Annotated in this window: 7 protein-coding genes; 3 read left to right on the forward strand and 4 right to left on the reverse strand. The window is 46.8% G+C overall.

The annotated features are described in order from the left end of the window. The first annotated feature begins 55 nt into the window (after positions 1-55). Positions 56-12637: a retention module-containing protein gene (locus ViNHUV68_RS16375; protein ID WP_391091613.1), complete on the forward strand. Its 12582-nt coding sequence runs from the start codon at positions 56-58 to the stop codon at positions 12635-12637. 115 nt (positions 12638-12752) lie between these two features. On the opposite strand, the gene ViNHUV68_RS16380 is transcribed toward ViNHUV68_RS16375, so the two are convergent. Next, positions 12753-13847, reverse strand: coding sequence for a mechanosensitive ion channel family protein (locus ViNHUV68_RS16380; RefSeq protein WP_038177547.1), 1095 nt, complete (start codon positions 13845-13847; stop codon positions 12753-12755). Positions 13848-13925: 78 nt separating this feature from the next. Continuing rightward, positions 13926-14366: a DUF2850 domain-containing protein gene (locus tag ViNHUV68_RS16385; RefSeq protein ID WP_391091615.1), complete on the reverse strand. Its 441-nt coding sequence runs from the start codon at positions 14364-14366 to the stop codon at positions 13926-13928. A gap of 402 nt (positions 14367-14768) precedes the next feature. On the opposite strand from ViNHUV68_RS16385, the gene ViNHUV68_RS16390 reads away from it, so the two are divergent. Together ViNHUV68_RS16390 and ViNHUV68_RS16395 are read left to right on the forward strand one after the other, a co-directional pair. Beyond that, positions 14769-15053 carry a pyrimidine/purine nucleoside phosphorylase gene (locus ViNHUV68_RS16390; RefSeq protein WP_038177545.1) on the forward strand — a complete coding sequence of 95 codons (285 nt, stop codon included), beginning with the start codon at positions 14769-14771 and terminating at the stop codon, positions 15051-15053. A gap of 297 nt (positions 15054-15350) precedes the next feature. Further along, entirely contained in the window at positions 15351-15638 is a 288-nt protein-coding gene (locus ViNHUV68_RS16395) for a hypothetical protein (protein ID WP_038177543.1), read from the forward strand. On the opposite strand, the gene ViNHUV68_RS16400 is transcribed toward ViNHUV68_RS16395, so the two are convergent. Then, positions 15619-16782: a GGDEF domain-containing protein gene (locus tag ViNHUV68_RS16400; protein WP_038177542.1), complete on the reverse strand. Its 1164-nt coding sequence runs from the start codon at positions 16780-16782 to the stop codon at positions 15619-15621. The genes ViNHUV68_RS16395 and ViNHUV68_RS16400 overlap by 20 nt on opposite strands. Before the next feature lie 340 nt (positions 16783-17122). Further along, entirely contained in the window at positions 17123-18202 is a 1080-nt protein-coding gene (locus tag ViNHUV68_RS16405; RefSeq protein WP_391091618.1) for a DUF3541 domain-containing protein, read from the reverse strand. Positions 18203-18402: the final 200 nt, after the last annotated feature.

An 18402-nucleotide genomic window follows, 5' to 3' on the forward strand; every position in this document is an offset into this window, starting at 1 on the left:
CAAAATATTTCTATCCCTTGTCGTCGTGAATAGGGGAGCTTGCCGGGGAACACTTATGGACGTAGATGTAGTACGCCAAACCACTGTAGTCAAAGATGTTATTGGTGACGTTGTCGTTGTTACTCCTGAAGGGGGGGCACATCAGGCGGTCGTTGGGGAACGACTGAATGCGGGTAATATTGTCATTGTTGCTGCTCAATCGAACTTGTTGCTTGATGCCGTAGGAGCAGAAATAACGTTTGATGCCAATGCCGTTGCTGTCGAAGGCAATTATGGCTCTTGGGTAAGCTCACCAGTGGCAGGAGAAGTCAGCATTGATGTTTCGCAGTTGGGAAACAATGCTATCGGTCCCGACGAGTTAGCCGCCATTCAAGAAGCAATTTTAGCAGGGGCTGATCCGACCCAAATACTCGAGGCAACAGCTGCAGGCGCGGGTGGATCGGGCTCAGCAAACTCAGGCTTTGTGACCATTGATTACAATGGCGCGGAAAGTCTAGCCAGTACCTTCTTTGAAACGTCGGGTTTTGAGGTTAGTGTTGATCAAGACAATGATGATCAAACCAGACCGCTTGTGTTCGCCTCGGGTGGTGAAAATATTAGCGACTCACTCATTGAAGGTTCATTGTCTGCTGGCAGTTACCCTCAATCGGTCACTACCACTGTAACTATTTTCGCCGGCGATCTTCCACTCGATTCTAATTCATTCATTCCCGAACCAGTTTCTCTTGCGGCTTTGATCAGTGAGCTCAACACGGATATTACCTCGAACGGTCAAGCGGTTTCGTTTAGTTACAATGGCGTTGATAACGCCATTGTTGGTGCATTAAACGGCGAAGAAGTTGTGCGAATTGATATCGACGCCTCCAATCTTGGCAAAGATGTTAGCTTAGCGCTGACCACGACAATTTCTCAGCCGATTGATCATACATCGTCGGTCGGTGGCGGTTTGGTCTCTTTTAGTGGTGATCAGATCAATGTCTCGTTTGACATCATTGGCAGTGATCGCGGTGGTAACGCGATTCAAACGCCAATCGATGTTCAGGTAAGCATTGGTGATGGGGCCGATCCAGTTTTTTCTAACATCGACTCAGCCAATGTCTATGAGGCTGGCTTAGCTGATGGCTCTCAGGATGGAGCGACCAACACTGAATTTGTCGGTACGCTAACGGGCGCGTTAGGCAGTGATACCGTCACAGAGCTGCGTATTGATGTTGAGGCTTTCAATCGTTCACAGCAAATCTCAGCAGTTACTGCGCAAGGTCAAACGATCGTTTTAGAGCCTGTTGCAGGTGAACCCGGCGTCTATCTTGGTTACATCACCTTAGCTGGCGTTAGAGTTGATGTGCTGAAAGTGACTATTGGTAACGTCACGACCACAGACACAGAGTTTCGCTCTGGCTATAAATTCGAGTTACTTGAGGAAATCGACCACGGCTCGCAAGGTATGGATTCTATTGCCATATCATTGCCCGTGTTTGCGATTGATGCAGATAACGACCAATCTACACGTTCCGATCTTGTCGTCAACGTTGGCGACGATATTCAGGTGGTCGTCGATGGCAGCTTAAGCGTAACTGAGCCGACCATAGGGGAAGCAACTCAAAGCAATCAGATTGACGTGATCACCCAAGCGGGCGCGGATCATGGCGTGGTGACCTCATTTAGCTTTGATGGCAAAAACTACCCGTTGGTTGAGGGCCAAAGTGACTACGTGGTGAGCGACGGTAAAGTGGTGATCAGCGCCGACGGCAAGCTGTCGTTTATCCCTGATAGCAATCTTGATCATTCAGCGAATGACACCATCAGCCATATCTTAGTTGTAACCGTGACGGATAAAGACGGCGATACGCTGCGCAGTCAGGTTGAGTTGACCATCAGCGATGGACAAGATCCCATCATTACCGCGATTACTCAAGGTCACGTTTATGAAGCGGGCTTAAGTGACGGCTCGAAAGTGGGCGCAACGGATACCACGGCCAGTGGCACGATTAGTGTTGCTACCGGCAGTGATGTGGTTCGCGCGCTTAACATTGATGTGGCTGAGTTTAACGGTCGCGATGCGGCAGACGGTGTGTTCTCGGCCGGTCAGCGTGTGGTACTCGAAGAGACGGCCTCTGGGAGCTATCGCGGTTACATTACGCTGCAAGGCGCGCAGATTGATGTGCTCAGCGTGACTTTAGACCAAGCGAACTTAGGTCAATACCAAGTGACGCTGCTCGCAGAAGTCGACCACGGCGCGCAGGGCCAAGATAACCTTGAGATTCATCTGCCCGTTTACGCTCTCGACAGTGACAACGATAAATCACCCAACAGCGATTTAGTGATCCACGTTGGCGACGATATTCAGGTAATCGTCGATGGCAGCTTAAGCGTGACAGAGCCGACCATAGGGGAAGCAACTCAAAGCAATCAGATTGATGTGATCACCCAAGCGGGCGCGGATCATGGCGTGGTGACCTCATTTAGCTTTGATGGCAAAAACTACCCGTTGGTTGAGGGCCAAAGTGATTACACGGTGAGTGACGGTAAAGTGGTGATCAGCGTCGACGGCAAGCTGTCGTTTATCCCTGATAGCAATCTTGACCACTCGGCGAATGACACCATCAGCCATACCCTAGTTGTAACCGTGACGGATAAAGACGGCGATACGCTGCGCAGCCAGGTTGAGTTGACCATCAGCGATGGACGAGATCCCATCATTACCGCGATTACTCAAGGTCACGTTTATGAAGCGGGCTTAAGTGACGGCTCGAAAGTGGGCGCAACGGATACCACGGCCAGTGGCACGATTAGTGTTGCCACCGGCAGTGATGTGGTTCGCGCGCTTAACATTGATGTGGCTGAGTTTAACGGTCGCGATGCGGCAGACGGTGTGTTCTCGGCCGGTCAGCGTGTGGTCCTCGAAGAGACGGCCTCAGGGACCTATCGCGGTTACATTACGCTGCAAGGCGCGCAGATTGATGTGCTCAGCGTGACTTTAGACCAAGCGAACTTAGGTCAATACCAAGTGACGCTGCTCGAAGAAGTCGACCACGGCGCGCAGGGCCAAGATAACCTTGAGATTCATCTGCCCGTTTACGCTCTCGACAGTGACAACGATAAATCGCCCAACAGCGATTTAGTGATCCACGTTGGCGACGATATTCAGGTAATCGTCGATGGCAGCTTAAGCGTGACAGAGCCGACCATAGGGGAAGCAACTCAAAGCAATCAGATTGATGTGATCACCCAAGCGGGCGCGGATCATGGCGTGGTGACCTCATTTAGCTTTGATGGCAAAAACTACCCGTTGGTTGAGGGTCAAAGTGACTACGTGGTGAGCGATGGTAAAGTGTTGATCAGCGCTGACGGCAAGCTGTCGTTTATCCCTGATAGCAATCTTGACCACTCGGCGAATGACACCATCAGCCATACCCTAGTTGTAACCGTGACGGATAAAGACGGCGATACGCTGCGCAGTCAGGTTGAGTTGACCATCAGCGATGGACAAGATCCCATCATTACCGCGATTACTCAAGGTCACGTTTATGAAGCGGGCTTAAGTGACGGCTCGAAAGTGGGCGCAACGGATACCACGGCCAGTGGCACGATTAGTGTTACTACCGGCAGTGATGTGGTTCGCGCGCTTAACATTGATGTGGCTGAGTTTAACGGTCGCGATGCGGCAGACGCTGTGTTCTCGGCCGGTCAGCGTGTGGTCCTCGAAGAGACGGCCTCAGGGACCTATCGCGGTTACATTACGCTGCAAGGCGCGCAGATTGATGTGCTCAGCGTGACTTTAGACCAAGCGAACTTAGGTCAATACCAAGTGACGCTGCTTGAAGAGGTCGACCACGGCGCGCAGGGCCAAGATAACCTTGAGATTCATCTGCCCGTTTACGCTCTCGACAGTGACAACGATAAATCACCCAACAGCGATTTAGTGATCCACGTTGGCGACGATATTCAGGTGGTCGTCGATGGCAGCTTAAGCGTGACAGAGCCGACCATAGGGGAAGCAACTCAAAGCAATCAGATTGATGTGATCACCCAAGCGGGCGCGGATCATGGCGTGGTGACCTCATTTAGCTTTGATGGCAAAAACTACCCGTTGGTTGAGGGTCAAAGTGACTACGTGGTGAGCGACGGTAAAGTGGTGATCAGCGCTGACGGCAAGCTGTCGTTTATCCCTGATAGCAATCTTGACCACTCGGCGAATGACACCATCAGCCATACCCTAGTTGTAACCGTGACGGATAAAGACGGCGATACGCTGCGCAGTCAGGTTGAGTTGACCATCAGCGATGGACAAGATCCCATCATTACCGCGATTACTCAAGGTCACGTTTATGAAGCGGGCTTAAGTGACGGCTCGAAAGTGGGCGCAACGGATACCACGGCCAGTGGCACGATTAGTGTTGCCACCGGCAGTGATAGTGTCGTTGCGATGAAAGTGGATTTAGCTAAGTTAAACCTCACGTCAACGCTTGAATCTGATGGACAAAAGGTGATATTTGGCGAAGTGACTGGCACTGGCGGTGAGTTTATTGGTCAGTATGTCGGATACATCCACCTCAACGGCGCTAAAGTTGAGGTGTTGCGAATCGATTTAGATCAGAGCGACTTAGGTAAATATACGGTTTCTCTTACTCAGGAAGTTGACCACGCGCAGCAAGGTATGGACTCGTTAGCGATCAGCATTCCCGTGTTTGCGGTTGATAAAGATAACGATGCGTCTATTAGTCATAATCTCGTGATCAACATCGGCGATGATGCTGCTCAAATTACAGGCTTCGACCCAAGTAGCCGTTTTACGGTACAAGAGGACGATATGCAATCGGGCTCTTCGCCAGCGGCTGCGACAGCATCGGGTCGCTTAACCACGATTGAAGGCGCAGATTCCGTTGTGCGATACCAATTGGTGAATTTACATAACAGTGAAGATGGCCTTAAATCAGGCGGTCATGAGGTTACGATTTCACTAATATCCGGTAGCGCAGGGGAAACTAGTTATCAAGGCGTAGCTAACGGCGAAGTCATATTCACACTTACGCTCGGAGATAATGGCAGCTATACCTATACTCAGATTAAAGCCTTGGATCACGCCGAGGGATCCGACTCGTTGACGATTCCTTTTGCGGTCGCCGCTGTTGACCGTGACGGTGATGTTTCGCCATCTCATCTGCTGCCAATCGAGGTTGTTGATGATAAGCCTAGTCTTGCGGGCACCACGGGTGAACGACGAGTTGATGAAGATGATTTAACGTCTATTGGCTCAGACCAAAGTCAAGCTACCCAAATCTCGGGCCATTTTGTTGTGACTGAAGGGGCTGATGGTGTTGCTGATTATCAGTTGGTGAACGCAAGTCAAACTTTAAACGGACTAGTCTCTGGCGGTGAAAATCTAGAGTGGGCTCCTGCGACCAATAACGGCACCGTATTTACCTATACCGCGCAGACAGTCTCGGGCGAGCCTGTGTTTATGATTAAGTTTGATACATCGGATAATCGCTATACTTTCGAACTTCTTAAACCGCTTCAACACCCCGATGGCCAAGGGGAAAACTCGCTTGATATTAACTTCTCGATTAAAGCCATCGATTTTGACGGTGACGAGAGTGAAATCATCACCCTAGCGATTAACGTGGTCGATGATGTACCTACTTTAAGCGGACAGTCGATAACGCGCGTCGAGGGAGAGGGACTGAGTGGATCTCAGGTCAATATGTTTGGCGATGACACCGATAAAGGTGCCGACCACGCAGCGCTAACCAGAATTGAAGGTACGACAGACAGTGACGGTGCCGAGATTGTTTTTAGAGATGGCCATAGTTACGTTAATTCAATTGATTTGACGGCAGGGACGCAAGATATTGCCGTGTATCAGCAAACGACGAACAGCAATGGTCAGGTTGCAGATCGCCACTTAGGTTGGTTAAGAGTCGACAGTGACGGCGAGATAATGTTTGCCGCCAATCCGTCGCTGCAGCATCAAGGGAATGAAATTAATTTTACCGTCAATGTTACGGCAACCGATGGCGATTTAGATACCTCGGTGGCACCACTGGCGATCACCATTACCGACCAAGACGCCAGTCCGGTTGCGATGAAAGTCACCACATTTGAAGATGCCGGTCGTGATAGCAGCATCAAATACGCCGACGGTGACGAACCTACGCGAGAAAATGCACATGATAATCAAGCGGGTATGCCAGATGCGCCAGCACAAGTCTCGCTACAAGTTAACCTACATGATCAAGACAACGGTGAATCGATTGGCGCGCTAACGATTAAAGCGGGCAATCACCATGGCAGTTTCTTCTATCTTGAAAATGGCGAGTTACATAAATTAACGGTCGATCCTGCAACGGGCGATATCGTCTTGGATAAGTCGCACCTGCAACAGAGTTTTAGCCAAAGCGGTAGCGATACTATAGCGACGATTAACAATCTCTATTTTGTGCCAGACCGTAACTATTCGACAGAGCATGCTGGTATCGTCATTAACTACCAAATGCAAATCGATAACAATGGAATCGCCGACCATACCCTTGACTCGAATTTCCATATAGCAGTAGAAAGTGTCGCCGATATTGCGACTTGGAATGATGCTAAAAGTACCTACTATTACCAAGTCGATGAAGACGGCAGCAACGTTCAAGTTGAACTCGCTGCGGCAACCCAAGATGCGAGTCGCCCCGAAACGATTAGCTATGAACTACAAGTAACGCAAGGTGAAGGTCATTTTGAGCTACTCGACGCTCAAGGAAAAGTCATTACCCCCACAGACGGTGTTTATACGCTCTCGGCGCAAGAGGTTAACTCGATTCAAGTAAACCCAAGTGATAACTACTCAGGGCAGATTCGCTTCGAAGCAACCGCAGTCAGCACTGAAACTCGTAATCCTTACGTCGATGGGACGACAGATAAAACCACTGCGCGCTCTGAAGTTAAAGAGTTAATTATCGATGTGACGCCACAAGCCGATGCTGGCAGCTTCAGTGTTAATCGTATTCAGATTAATGAAGATAATATCGCTGATCCAGATTACACCGGGCAAGATGCCAACCATCAACCTTTCACTCTCAGCGAAGTGATTGGCATGAAGCCGTCGTTAGATAGTGACGGCTCAGAAACGTTGTATGTGCGCATTTCGGATATAACTGAGGCAGCAACGCTGGTTTGGACGGGGAGTGGTGTCAGTCAAATCACGTCTGTGACAGTCAATGGTGTAACCTATCAAGAGATCCCTTACGATCAATTGGCGAATGTCGAAGTGGTTCCTGATTTGCATAGCAATAAGGACTTTACCTTTGCTGTGACAGGGGTGATCAAAGATAGCGCCACTCTGTCTGACAATAGCATACATGTTGATGAAAACGTGTTGGGCACGAAAACGGTTAACGTTGAAGTGATCGGTGTGGCGGATATCCCTGAGCATCATATCGGTGGCTCAAACTGGAGCGATTTTGTTGATGGCAATATCTCTGGTGTTGAAACCACCATCGATGAGAATAGCTTTGCGACAATAGATTTCTCGGTAATTTCTGGCGAGCATGCACAGCGGCCTATAGATGGTTCAGAAACCATTACGGTACTGCTATCTAACATTCCTGCGGGTGTGGTCATTGAAGATGGCAGTGGTGACACGGTTAATCTGAATTTTACCGGTTACGATGCCAACGGCCAGCCTATCTATGAAGCTAATATCACCAATCTCGATATCTCATCGGGGATTGTGATCCGTCCTATTGCTTCTTCGACGGAAAATATCCATATCAAAGAGACCGTTGTTGTCACTGAAAATGATGGCCATACACTGACTTTTGATAGAGAGATCCGAGTGAAGGTTGAGCCCGTCATTGATACACCACTGCACTATACCAATCAGTCCGTGGGCGACGAAGACTCAGCAATTAATATCGCTTGGCATCCCAAAGTGGGCAGTGATTACACCGACTCGGATGAACACTTTACCTCGATCCAGATCAGCGGTATTCCCGATGGTGCAACGGTATATGTTGGTGGCAGTCTGGCCAGTGTTAACGGTGGTACCATTGAGATTTCACCCAATACAGGCCAGTCATTGGCAGCATTTACACAAGCTGCGTTACAAGATGGCTTCATCCAAATTGTGCCGCCAAAAGACTCAAGTACCGACTTCAATTTAACAACCACGGTGCAAATTGAAGAGCTCGACCACGAATACACCAGCGATAACATCCAAGGTGAAGGTGGGCGTGTTAGCGCCACCATTAGCGGTGATATTCACGTCGAAGTGCGTCCTGTGGTTGAGCCAACAGATGCGCGTAATAAACTGATCGTAGCAAATGAAGCGGGATCTGAGGTCGGTGATGCGGCGCATAAAGTCGTTGCCAATTCCGATGGCACGATTGTTTTCACCACAAATGAAGCCAAAGCGGCGTTATCGGGTGAGTATGTGATTAGGTATCAAGAGACTGATGCTCTTGACTCTCAGTATGAATCTGAGGAATTAGTCACACAGCTGGTTGTCCAGTTCGACGATACGCGTCAAGAAATCATGGATCAGCTTTTCATTGAGGGCGCTGTGTATGAAGGTAATGGTCGCTGGGTGATTACCAACGAAGATGCCTTTAGTATCAAAGCGCCGAATGGATTAGATTTTACCCCTGCCGATGCAGGTAATCCGAAAGTATTCAGTGATATTGGTTTAACCATTTTCGCGCAAGTCGTTGATAAGGGCGATGATGGCACCAAGCAGAGTGTCGTGGAGCAGCGCGAGACAAAAGTGGTGTTATCGTTCCCTGAGTATGCGGACGGTAATGACTATCAAGCGGGCGTTGTCGAGCTTATCGACAACAGCGTCATCACAGGTGTGGAAGATACAACTATCGACCTTGGTCAGCAGCTAAAGTCTATTATTACCGTCACATCCCATGACAATCATGAGGATACCGTGACGATTGTGATTGATAGTCAGGTGACGGTGGGTGGCGAGACTTTCGCAATTGGCATTGAGGGCTCTAATTCTCATGTTGATTTTACCAATGGCAAGTACGTCTTCCAGGCGACACTGACTGACGACGGACTCATTACAGGGCTTGATGATCTCACGCTTATTCCGCCAACAGACTATTCGGGGGACTTTCGGTTACCTCTGACTGTTATTACTACCGATAAAACGTCAGGTGATGAAACCGCTATCAATGAGTCAGTGATCATCAAAGTTGACCCGATCGCAGATGTGGCCTCTGGTGTCAATTCACAACCTGAGATCACGTTGGAGGTCAAAGGGTCACTCGACGATTCGATCAACCCGATTGATCAAGATGGCGCGGCAGGAGCTGATCCGATTGGTTATGAAGATAGTTATATTCAACTCGATCTGAGTTACGTTTTGGCCGATAAAGTCACGGGTGACGAAGGTGGCCGCGAGGTGCTTTCATCGATCACTTTAACACTAGCCGAACCCATCAACGGTGAGTTTTTCGACCAATCCGGTAAGAGCTTGGGGACTAGCCTAGAGTTTAACAAAGAGATGATTGATAACCACGCACTCGATAACATCTTGTTTAAACCCAAAGCCAACTACCCCACGGAAAATGACGATAACAAAATCACCATTAACGTGACGGGTACGGTCACCGATACCGCAACATTCAATGAAACGGTGAGCGAAACGACCTCTACACACTCAGATAACTTTTCAACCAGTGTCAGCTTTGAAGTCACGCCTGTGGTTGATGAGGTTGTTGTCACGGGACCTGGCTCTGATCCAAGTCAGGTAATCGAAATTACGGGCGATGAAGACCAAGCGATTTCCCTTGGTAACTCTGGCGCGGTGTCGATCGCCTTGACCGATACTGATGGTTCCGAGTCGTTTGTATCGATTAAGTTTACTGAGGTGCCAGATGGATTCTTGCTAACCGCCGATCCCGCTAGCGGTTACACAGTCAAAAACAATGGTGGCGGTGAGTGGAGTGTTAAGCTTCCTTCGGGAACAAGCGATTCATTGGACTTAAGTGCTATCTCTGTTCAACCGCCGAAGCACTTCAGTGGTAACGCTGAGTTTGGCGTAACGGTCTTTAGCCAAGAGTCATTATTAGGTGTACCGACGGCGGCGAAAGATTTGCCTAAGTTTTCTCTGACGGTGAATCCGGTTGGCGACGTAGTTGATACGGATGCAACTGATTCAGTCTCTGGATCTGAAGGCACTAACATTGATATTGCAATCAACGCCTCAGTGATTGATAAGGCGATGTCTGCCTCGGGTAGTGGAACTTATAGTGAAAATGCGCCAGAAACGCTGCGGGTAGAAGTGAGTAATGTGGCGCATGACGCGCAGATTTTCTATCCAGATGGGACAACGTTGGCAAATTATGATCCCGTTACCAAGGTTTGGACGTTAGATATTCCGGCTCAGCAGCTCGATAAAATTGTATTTAACTCAGGTGAACACAACAGTGATACTGCCAGTGTGATGGGTATCAACCTCCCTATTCATATTGCGGTTCAAGCGGTGGATAAGGATGCCAGTGGCAATGAATATCTGGGGCCTAAGTCAGAGTTTGATGTTGATTTGATGATTGACCCAGTCAACGATCAACCGACCTTCGTGAACGTTATTAGCCTTGAAACGACAGAAGATGTGGTCGGGGGATTAGCGATTGACCAATTTTCGATTGCCGATGTCGATGCAACTTATGATGATCCTAACGCCATCTACACTCTAACGCTGAATGTCGATAAAGGCGTGTTGGAATTTGTCAGTGACCCGAGCGTTGACTTCTCGCTCGCTACAGATGGTCGCTTAATCATCACAGGTAAACTTGAGGATATCAATGCAGCCATTGCCGCTGGTAAAGTGAAGTTTAACCCTGATACGGACAGTAATGATCTTAATTCAGGTGGCGCGGTGACAGTCACCGCAAGCGTTGATGATGGTGGGAGTTATGGGGCGATCATCGCCGGAGATGCCAGTACGTCATCCACAAATCAAACTAACTTCTTGATTCATGTGAAAGAAGTTAACGATGCTCCAGAGCCGAAAGACTTAGATTTGGGCACTATGCTTGAGGAAGGAAGTCGCATTATTACTGCTCAAGAGTTGCTTGATGCCACCAGTGACAAAGAAGGTGACAGGATCAGTGTTGAGAGTTTGATGTTAGCCGAGGGGCAAGGAAAGTTAACCCTCAATCCTGATGGTGTCTCTTGGACTTTTGTTCCGGCACAAGATTACAACGGTGAGGTTAAGTTTACCTATGTAGTCAAAGATGATGGCATGACAAATGGTCAGTCTGACCATCAATCTGCTAGCGCAGAGATCACTTTGCTTGTTGAAGGGGTGAACGATCAGCCAGTGCTTGATATCGATGATATTACGGTCGGCATTAATGAAGCGCCAGCGCAGCTGATTAGCGGTATTAACGTAAGTGATGTTGATTATGTCGATGGACATGCGAACGACTTGATGACCGTCACCTTGAGTGTTGATTACGGTCATCTATCCATTTCGATACCTTCGGCTTCGAGTGTGATGGTGACTGGCGCGAACAGTAGCTCAATGACGTTAACAGGGACACTCTCAGACTTAAATACTCTACTCGATAACCCCACGCCGCCAAATGGCGTTTATCTCGACGCGAGCCGTGCACCGAGTAATAGCATTGATTTGCACGTTACCGCAAAAGATAGTGGTAACCCATCAGGGATTGCCTTAGAAGCTGATGCTAAGCTCTATACCATCGCGTTGACGCCAGTGGCCAATGCACCAACGTTGACGCTAGATTCCAAGTGGAGTCATATGCAAAATATGACAGTAAGCCAGAATGCCAGTGCGAGCGGAATCGCCGTTCTTGGGTTGTTGGCAGCACTGACTGATACGACCGAAGCGTTAACACTTGAAGTGTCTGGTGTTCCGGCAGGGGCGAGCTTAGACAGTCGAGATGGCAGCGTAAGTTTTGACAATGGAGTGTGGTATGTATCGCCCGATGCTATCGATACGCTCAGCGTGAAAGATGCGGCAGTTGGCGAGCATACCTTGACGTTCAAAGCGATCTCATCAGAGTTAGACGATAGCGGTGCAGTGCTTGATAGAGCAGAATCGAGCAATCACATCGCTATTCATCTCAGTGTGGTTAATGATGCCACAGTGATCGATAAGTCTGCTTCAAACGAGGGTGTGCATCTTGATGGTAGTGGTGTTAATGCCACTTTAACCGGAGGAAGCGCAAGCGACTACTTGGTTGGTGGTGCAGGTCATGATCAGCTCATCGGGGGTGATGGTGACGACACGCTGGAAGGCGGTTTAGGGTCTGATATTTTGGTTGGTGGCACGGGTATGGATACCTTTGTTTGGCATCAAATTGATAATGGTTCGACGGATACCATCAAAGATTTCAGTGTCAGTGAGGGGGACAAAATCGACTTACGTGACGTGTTGCCTGAGCTCAAAACAGTGTCCGTCAATATGGATAAGCTACTTGAGCACCTTGATGTCAAAGTGGATGGAGATAATGTTGAGTTGCTTGTTCATCCTGATGGTTCAGGAATGCAAGAGCAGTCTATCGTGGTAGAAAATTTAGCCCATCAGCTTGATAGTGGCTTTAGCGGCATGTCGCAACACGACATGCTCTCTTCATTGCTCGATCATGTGATGATACACGACAACAACTAATGGTTTCTGTCCTCGAGTAACCAGTAACGCCCCTAATGCTAAGTTAGGGGCGTTTTGTCTTGCTTATGATTTAACGCAGCAGATAGGCACTGTGCTACGTAAGGTCGAGGCACAATTACTGTGGTTTAACTGGCAGCTCACCGACGTGTTGTGGCTCTAACTGGATGGTTTGAGTTGGGAAGGCGATATCAGCATCATGTTGTTTGATGATGTCATAAATTTTTAGCAACACATCCTGTTTTACCTTGTGGTAGCGAATCCAATTGACGGTCTTGGTAAAGGTATACACCATTAAAGTCAGCGAGGAAGGACCAAAGCCATTGAAGTTGACGATTAAGGTCTGTTTCGCATCAATATCAGGGTGATTGGTCAGCATGGTCTTGATATCTGAAACAATGACGTCAACTTTTCCACCATCTTTATAACGAATGCCGATATTTTCGTTAATACGTCGGTTTTGCATACGTGATGGGTTCTCAACCACAATATTACTGAATATTGAGTTGGGGACATACAGCGGTCTTTTATCGAACGTACGAATAATAGTCATACGCCAACCGATCCGCTCCACTGTCCCCTCGATTTGGCGATCAGGAGAACGGATCCAATCGCCGACTTTAAACGGGCGATCAAAGTAGATCATCATCCCACCAAAGAAATTAGACAGTAAGTCTTTGGCCGCGAAACCGACCACCAGACCACCTACACCACCGAAAGTAAGTAGGCCAGAAAGGCTCAAACCGAAGGTTTGCATTACCGTTAAAGTGGCAATCACCACGAAGAATAAACGCGCTACTTTACTTACTGCTTGTACGGTGGTTTCGTCGCGCTTTCTTTGCTCTAAAATGTACTCTTCAATATTGTTGATTAGGCGAATCGCTATCCAGAGAAAAATGCCAATCAGTAGAATCTCTTTTAAGGTGCTCAACCAGTTGAGTTTGGAAATGGTGTAATCTTGCAGCAAAAAACCAATTGAAATGGTAGCAGGCCAGCACCAAATTAGGGTACTTACCGGTGTTTTAATTGCAGCAAGAACAAGGTCATCCCATTGGAAGCTGGTTTTTTCAACTAACACTTGCAACTGATTGTAGGCCAACCGCCATGCAATCCATGCCAGAAAACTTGCGAGGGTGATCAGTAATACATTGGTATCCCAGCTTTGGAGCAAGGAAGCGATGGGTGGCGGAAGGTTTTCAACGAACGCTGTCATTATTTTTATCTAGACCTACAGATAGTTTGGTTCAGTATACGGGCTAGCTTGATATCAAACTAGTGCGTTGACAGCCACTTAGTTATCACCAAAGTGATTAGAGAGCGCAGAACGGCGGTTTTTAGCTGAGCCCCCACCGCCCATATCAATCGTCTCTTCAAACCCTTGCTTAATAAAGCGCTGAGTTGGACTATTGGGTTGTATGCGGCGCAGTTGAGGGGAGTTAAAGGTGCCAGCAATTTGATATATCGCGGTTCCTTGGCCCGTTTTAATTAAGATCTGTTTACCATCAAATTCAAATTGCGTCGCAACGAGTCTATCGTTCCTAAACACGCCTTGTTCGTTTAAGGTCAGGATTTCTGTTTTATAAGGAGGAGCGCCGATCTCAATCCAGCTTCCATAGACGTGCTTCGGATCAACATAGTCTTGGTAACTAAAGTAAATTAGGCCACCAAAACCCAGAGTGAGAATGGTAAAGACTACCACAGCGAGTGTTTTGAACGTCGAGCCTTTGGTCATAATAGTGTGTGCTCATCCCTTGGAAAAGGAAACATCAAGAAAAGGAAATATCAAATAGCAGACTGTTAGCTTGGAAGAGATCGTTTCTTAACGCAATTTTGATAAAAAGAACTTTGAACCTGACCCCAGATTAAAAGTTTGCTCACTCAGTTAGTCATCAAGTCTAGCTTATTAATTTGCTCACTGCGCAATATGAAGTAAAGCTTGGCTGAAGTGTTCTTTTTTAGTTAGTTGTAGATGCGCTTGGCTTTTGGATGGCTCAATGCATTGTATTATTAATTTATATTGGTGTTTTGTATCAATGCAGTGTGTGGTTCAAGGTATAACAACAGATTGCTGACTGGGAATATTTGCGATAAAAGAAGCTACTAAACAATCGAATATGGATTCATGGAGGATGAAATGATTAACGCCAATAGCTATTTTGATGGGCAAGTACAATCGCTGGCTTTTAGTCAACAAGACGCAGAGTCTAGTGTTGGCGTAATGTTACCGGGTGAATACACCTTTGGCACCGTTGCACCTGAGCGTATGACTGTCATTAAGGGGGCGTTGACGGTGAAGTTAGCTCCAGACGGTGAGTGGGTCACATACCAAGCGGGCGAGTCATTCAACGTTGAGCGCGATGCTTCCTTTGATCTTCAAGTGACACAATCGACCGCCTACTTATGTGAATATTTGAGTTAATGACACTTCTCTTTATTCAACAAAAGCCGTGTTTAGCACGGCTTTTTGCCTATCAAATGAACAACCAGAACGGGAGTCAGGCAGCACGACGAGTTTTTCTATTAAGATAATCTGATTTAAATCATAGCATTAGTTCGTTTATGTGACTTGGTATTGTAATTGCGATTTGTATCAAAAGATGAGTTTTCTCATCGTAGGTTTCGGTTTTGTCGAACTGTTGTTCAGTTTTAATCAAAGTTACGTACAACAGAGTTGACTATACTTAACTTATGTCAGTCTATTCGCGAGGAGGTGGTTATGGCTATCGTTCCCAAACACAATGACTCCAGTAGTCGGTATGACCCGAGTCAGGATTTGACTGCCGATCAATTACATCGCTTTGGTAAGGCGGCACAAAAAGCGCAAAAGCGTCGTGAAGAACATGATGAAAAAGCGACGATCGCTTCTACGGCTAGGGCGGCGAGACGCGCAGCGTTGAGGCCAGTTATCCAACCTAAAAAAGATAAGCCTAATACAGTTCGCTATGCAGTTTGGATGATTGTTTTTATGGCCATTTCTCTTTGGGTCATGTACATGACCCGCTAACCTTTTTTATGGAAGTGACGCTTGCCAGTGGTTTAGGGTGTTTAAGTTCGAGGTGATCATTTCGATAAAATCGATATTGGTTTTTACCAGAATGTTTTGCCGCATACATGGCTTTATCTGCGCAGCGTGTCAATTCGGCAAGGTTTTCGGCATCTTCAGGGTAGAGCGCTACGCCCGCACTTATCGTCAGTTGGTTGATCCTCTCCGTAACCTGATACTCACTAGTAAACAAGCCACTGATACGTTGTAAAATGTTTTCCAGATCTTCGATGTTTTTCACATCGTATAATAACAGCACAAACTCATCTCCAGCGAAACGAGCAATCGAGTAATCATGCTCATTGGTTGAGCGATCTTTGTTCCTGATGTTGTTTTTGAGTCGGCTGGCAAAGTGCTTTAATACCCGGTCACCAACATCATGGCCATAGTTGTCGTTGATCAATTTGAAGTTATCAATGTCTAAGAATACCAGCGCAGTGAGTGATTGACTGTTTTGACGCTCTTCAAGCTTGTCTATTGCCCAGTTCTCAAAGCTCCAACGATTGGCGAGCCCAGTCAGTTGGTCGATATAGGCGAGATCTTCGATCCCTTCTTTATACAGTACTTGTACGAAGGCCAACATTCTCGCGTAGTAGAAGGCGTAGATATTGCACAAGATAGACAGGGCAGACAGGCTGAGTAGAAAGCGTATTTCAGGCGTATCCATAGCTAGCGTAGCCCACTTAGCCGATATCAGGAAATAAGAGGTGGAGACACAAAAAAGTGAGCTAAGTGCCAGCCCTAATTTAAACGGATTAACGAAAATGAGTACGCAAGCGATAGGATAAAGCCACAAAAGGCGCTGTGTAATATTGTCACCATTGGTGAGAAACAGCATGGCGTGGAGTATCAGTATCGTGCTGAGAATGATATTTGAATAAATAGGTTGTGTGGCGCGTAGCAGATAAATGATGTTTAGCACTAAGATGACTGAAGAGAAAAGATTAAGTTGACCGAGAAAGTAATCCTGTTGGGTAAAACGAACCACACTGTAAAGCGCGAGATAAAAAACACCCACCACAGAGCAAAGCATGACAATATTACGCTTACGCGTTGATTTCATGTCAGCCATTTCTTTGATTTTCTGCCCTGCAAATCGTGGCATACTGATAGTTTCCTCGATACGAAATCCCTCAAGCAAAGTCTAGATGAAAAAAGAAAGTCTGAACCAAGAAAAAGAAATAGAGATATTGTGTTTATGCCTTCAATTATGCGTATTAATGCTTATTCTTTTTTGTCATGACAGAAAAAATTGTTATTGATAATGATCTAACGGTTTGTATTTTAAAAAGAAAAAGTACTCGCATTGGTTTGTTGTCAGTTGTGATAAGGTCGTGATTGCGGTCAATAAGCTATGAATAAGCAGATGCTTATAAATAAATGTTCTAATTATTTAGCATTAGTTAACTTGTTGCGGGTTAGTTCCTTGTGCTGAATAAAATCACTCAATGTGATTTGATAGCAACAAGGCCATAAGGCAGATTAGAAAACACACTAGGATCGCTTTCTAAAGTAGGGGCATGATTGACTGACTGCCAGTCAAGTAACATGATCGCTAATACGTTGCGATGTTCGCCATATTTAAGATCAAAGTCACCAGAAACTGAAGGTATCATGCCCTTATCTCTATCAATAGCGCGTTGAATTACTTGACGGGTTTTTTCAACGACAGGGTCTTGATCTAACCCAGCGAGAAGAAAGCTAATTCCTACTTCAGCAATCACATCTTCTTTTGCTCGCAGTAATATAGTGTCGATATTGTTGCGTAAATAATTGTAAATCCACTGGTATTGCTTTTCATCAACTTGATGCTGATAGTACGCAGAGTCGGCGAAGATAATGTGGGTTAAACCGTAGATCTTATTGCCGTACTGTTGGGCACTTAAGCTTTTATCTTTATCATCGGGGTACGCGTGTCTGAACGCTTCAATAAAGGGCTCTACAACATCTTGCTCGCCCAGTTGGCGCAGCCAAAAGACTTGGTTTGCCAGTTGCGCGGCCCAAGCTTTGATCATCTCTTGATCTGTCGCGTATCGACCAAAGTCATATCGGCGAATCACTTCGCGTAATTTTTTATCTTGTTGGTGCTTTAGGCCGTACTCGTTAGCACGAGCCATCGAACCCAGTAGATCTACGCCCAGGTAAATGTATTCAGGTGTGTGCTTGGTGACGGCATATCGACGCTGACTTCGCTCATCATTGTCGTTTGCGTAACTTGCTAGTCGTCTACTTGCATAGAGAAGTATTTGCTCTGGTGTATTCACCTCTGCGGCGAAGCGGTTGAGTCGACTCGCAACTCGCGCCATGTCGGTCCAGACTGCCGCTGAGTATTTAGGGTCAAGGGTTTGGCGATACATGCGTAAACCATAATGGCCTTCTTTAAACGCTGGCAATGTATACAGTTGGCGCTCGTAGGTATTACGAATCAGATCCGCAGAAGCTGCGAAGCTGTCTGTTTGAGTCGTGGCAGACACAGAACAGCTAACAACAATACCCAACAATAACCGAACAAGCGTTCGACGCATAATAATGACCTTCGACTATAATCAACCACAATAAACACGTTAATGTAACTGTTATTGGTGCTCTGAATGTGAGCAAGGAGTCAGCGATGGGTGAATTTTGCTTGATTACATCTATTCAACAAGTCACTCTTGCTTATTAATAAATTTATCGATTAAACGGTGAATTTATTATTGAACTAATGTATTTTCATACAATAACT

The organism is Vibrio sp. NH-UV-68, from assembly GCF_042940635.1.
GTDB lineage: Bacteria > Pseudomonadota > Gammaproteobacteria > Enterobacterales > Vibrionaceae > Vibrio > Vibrio pacinii.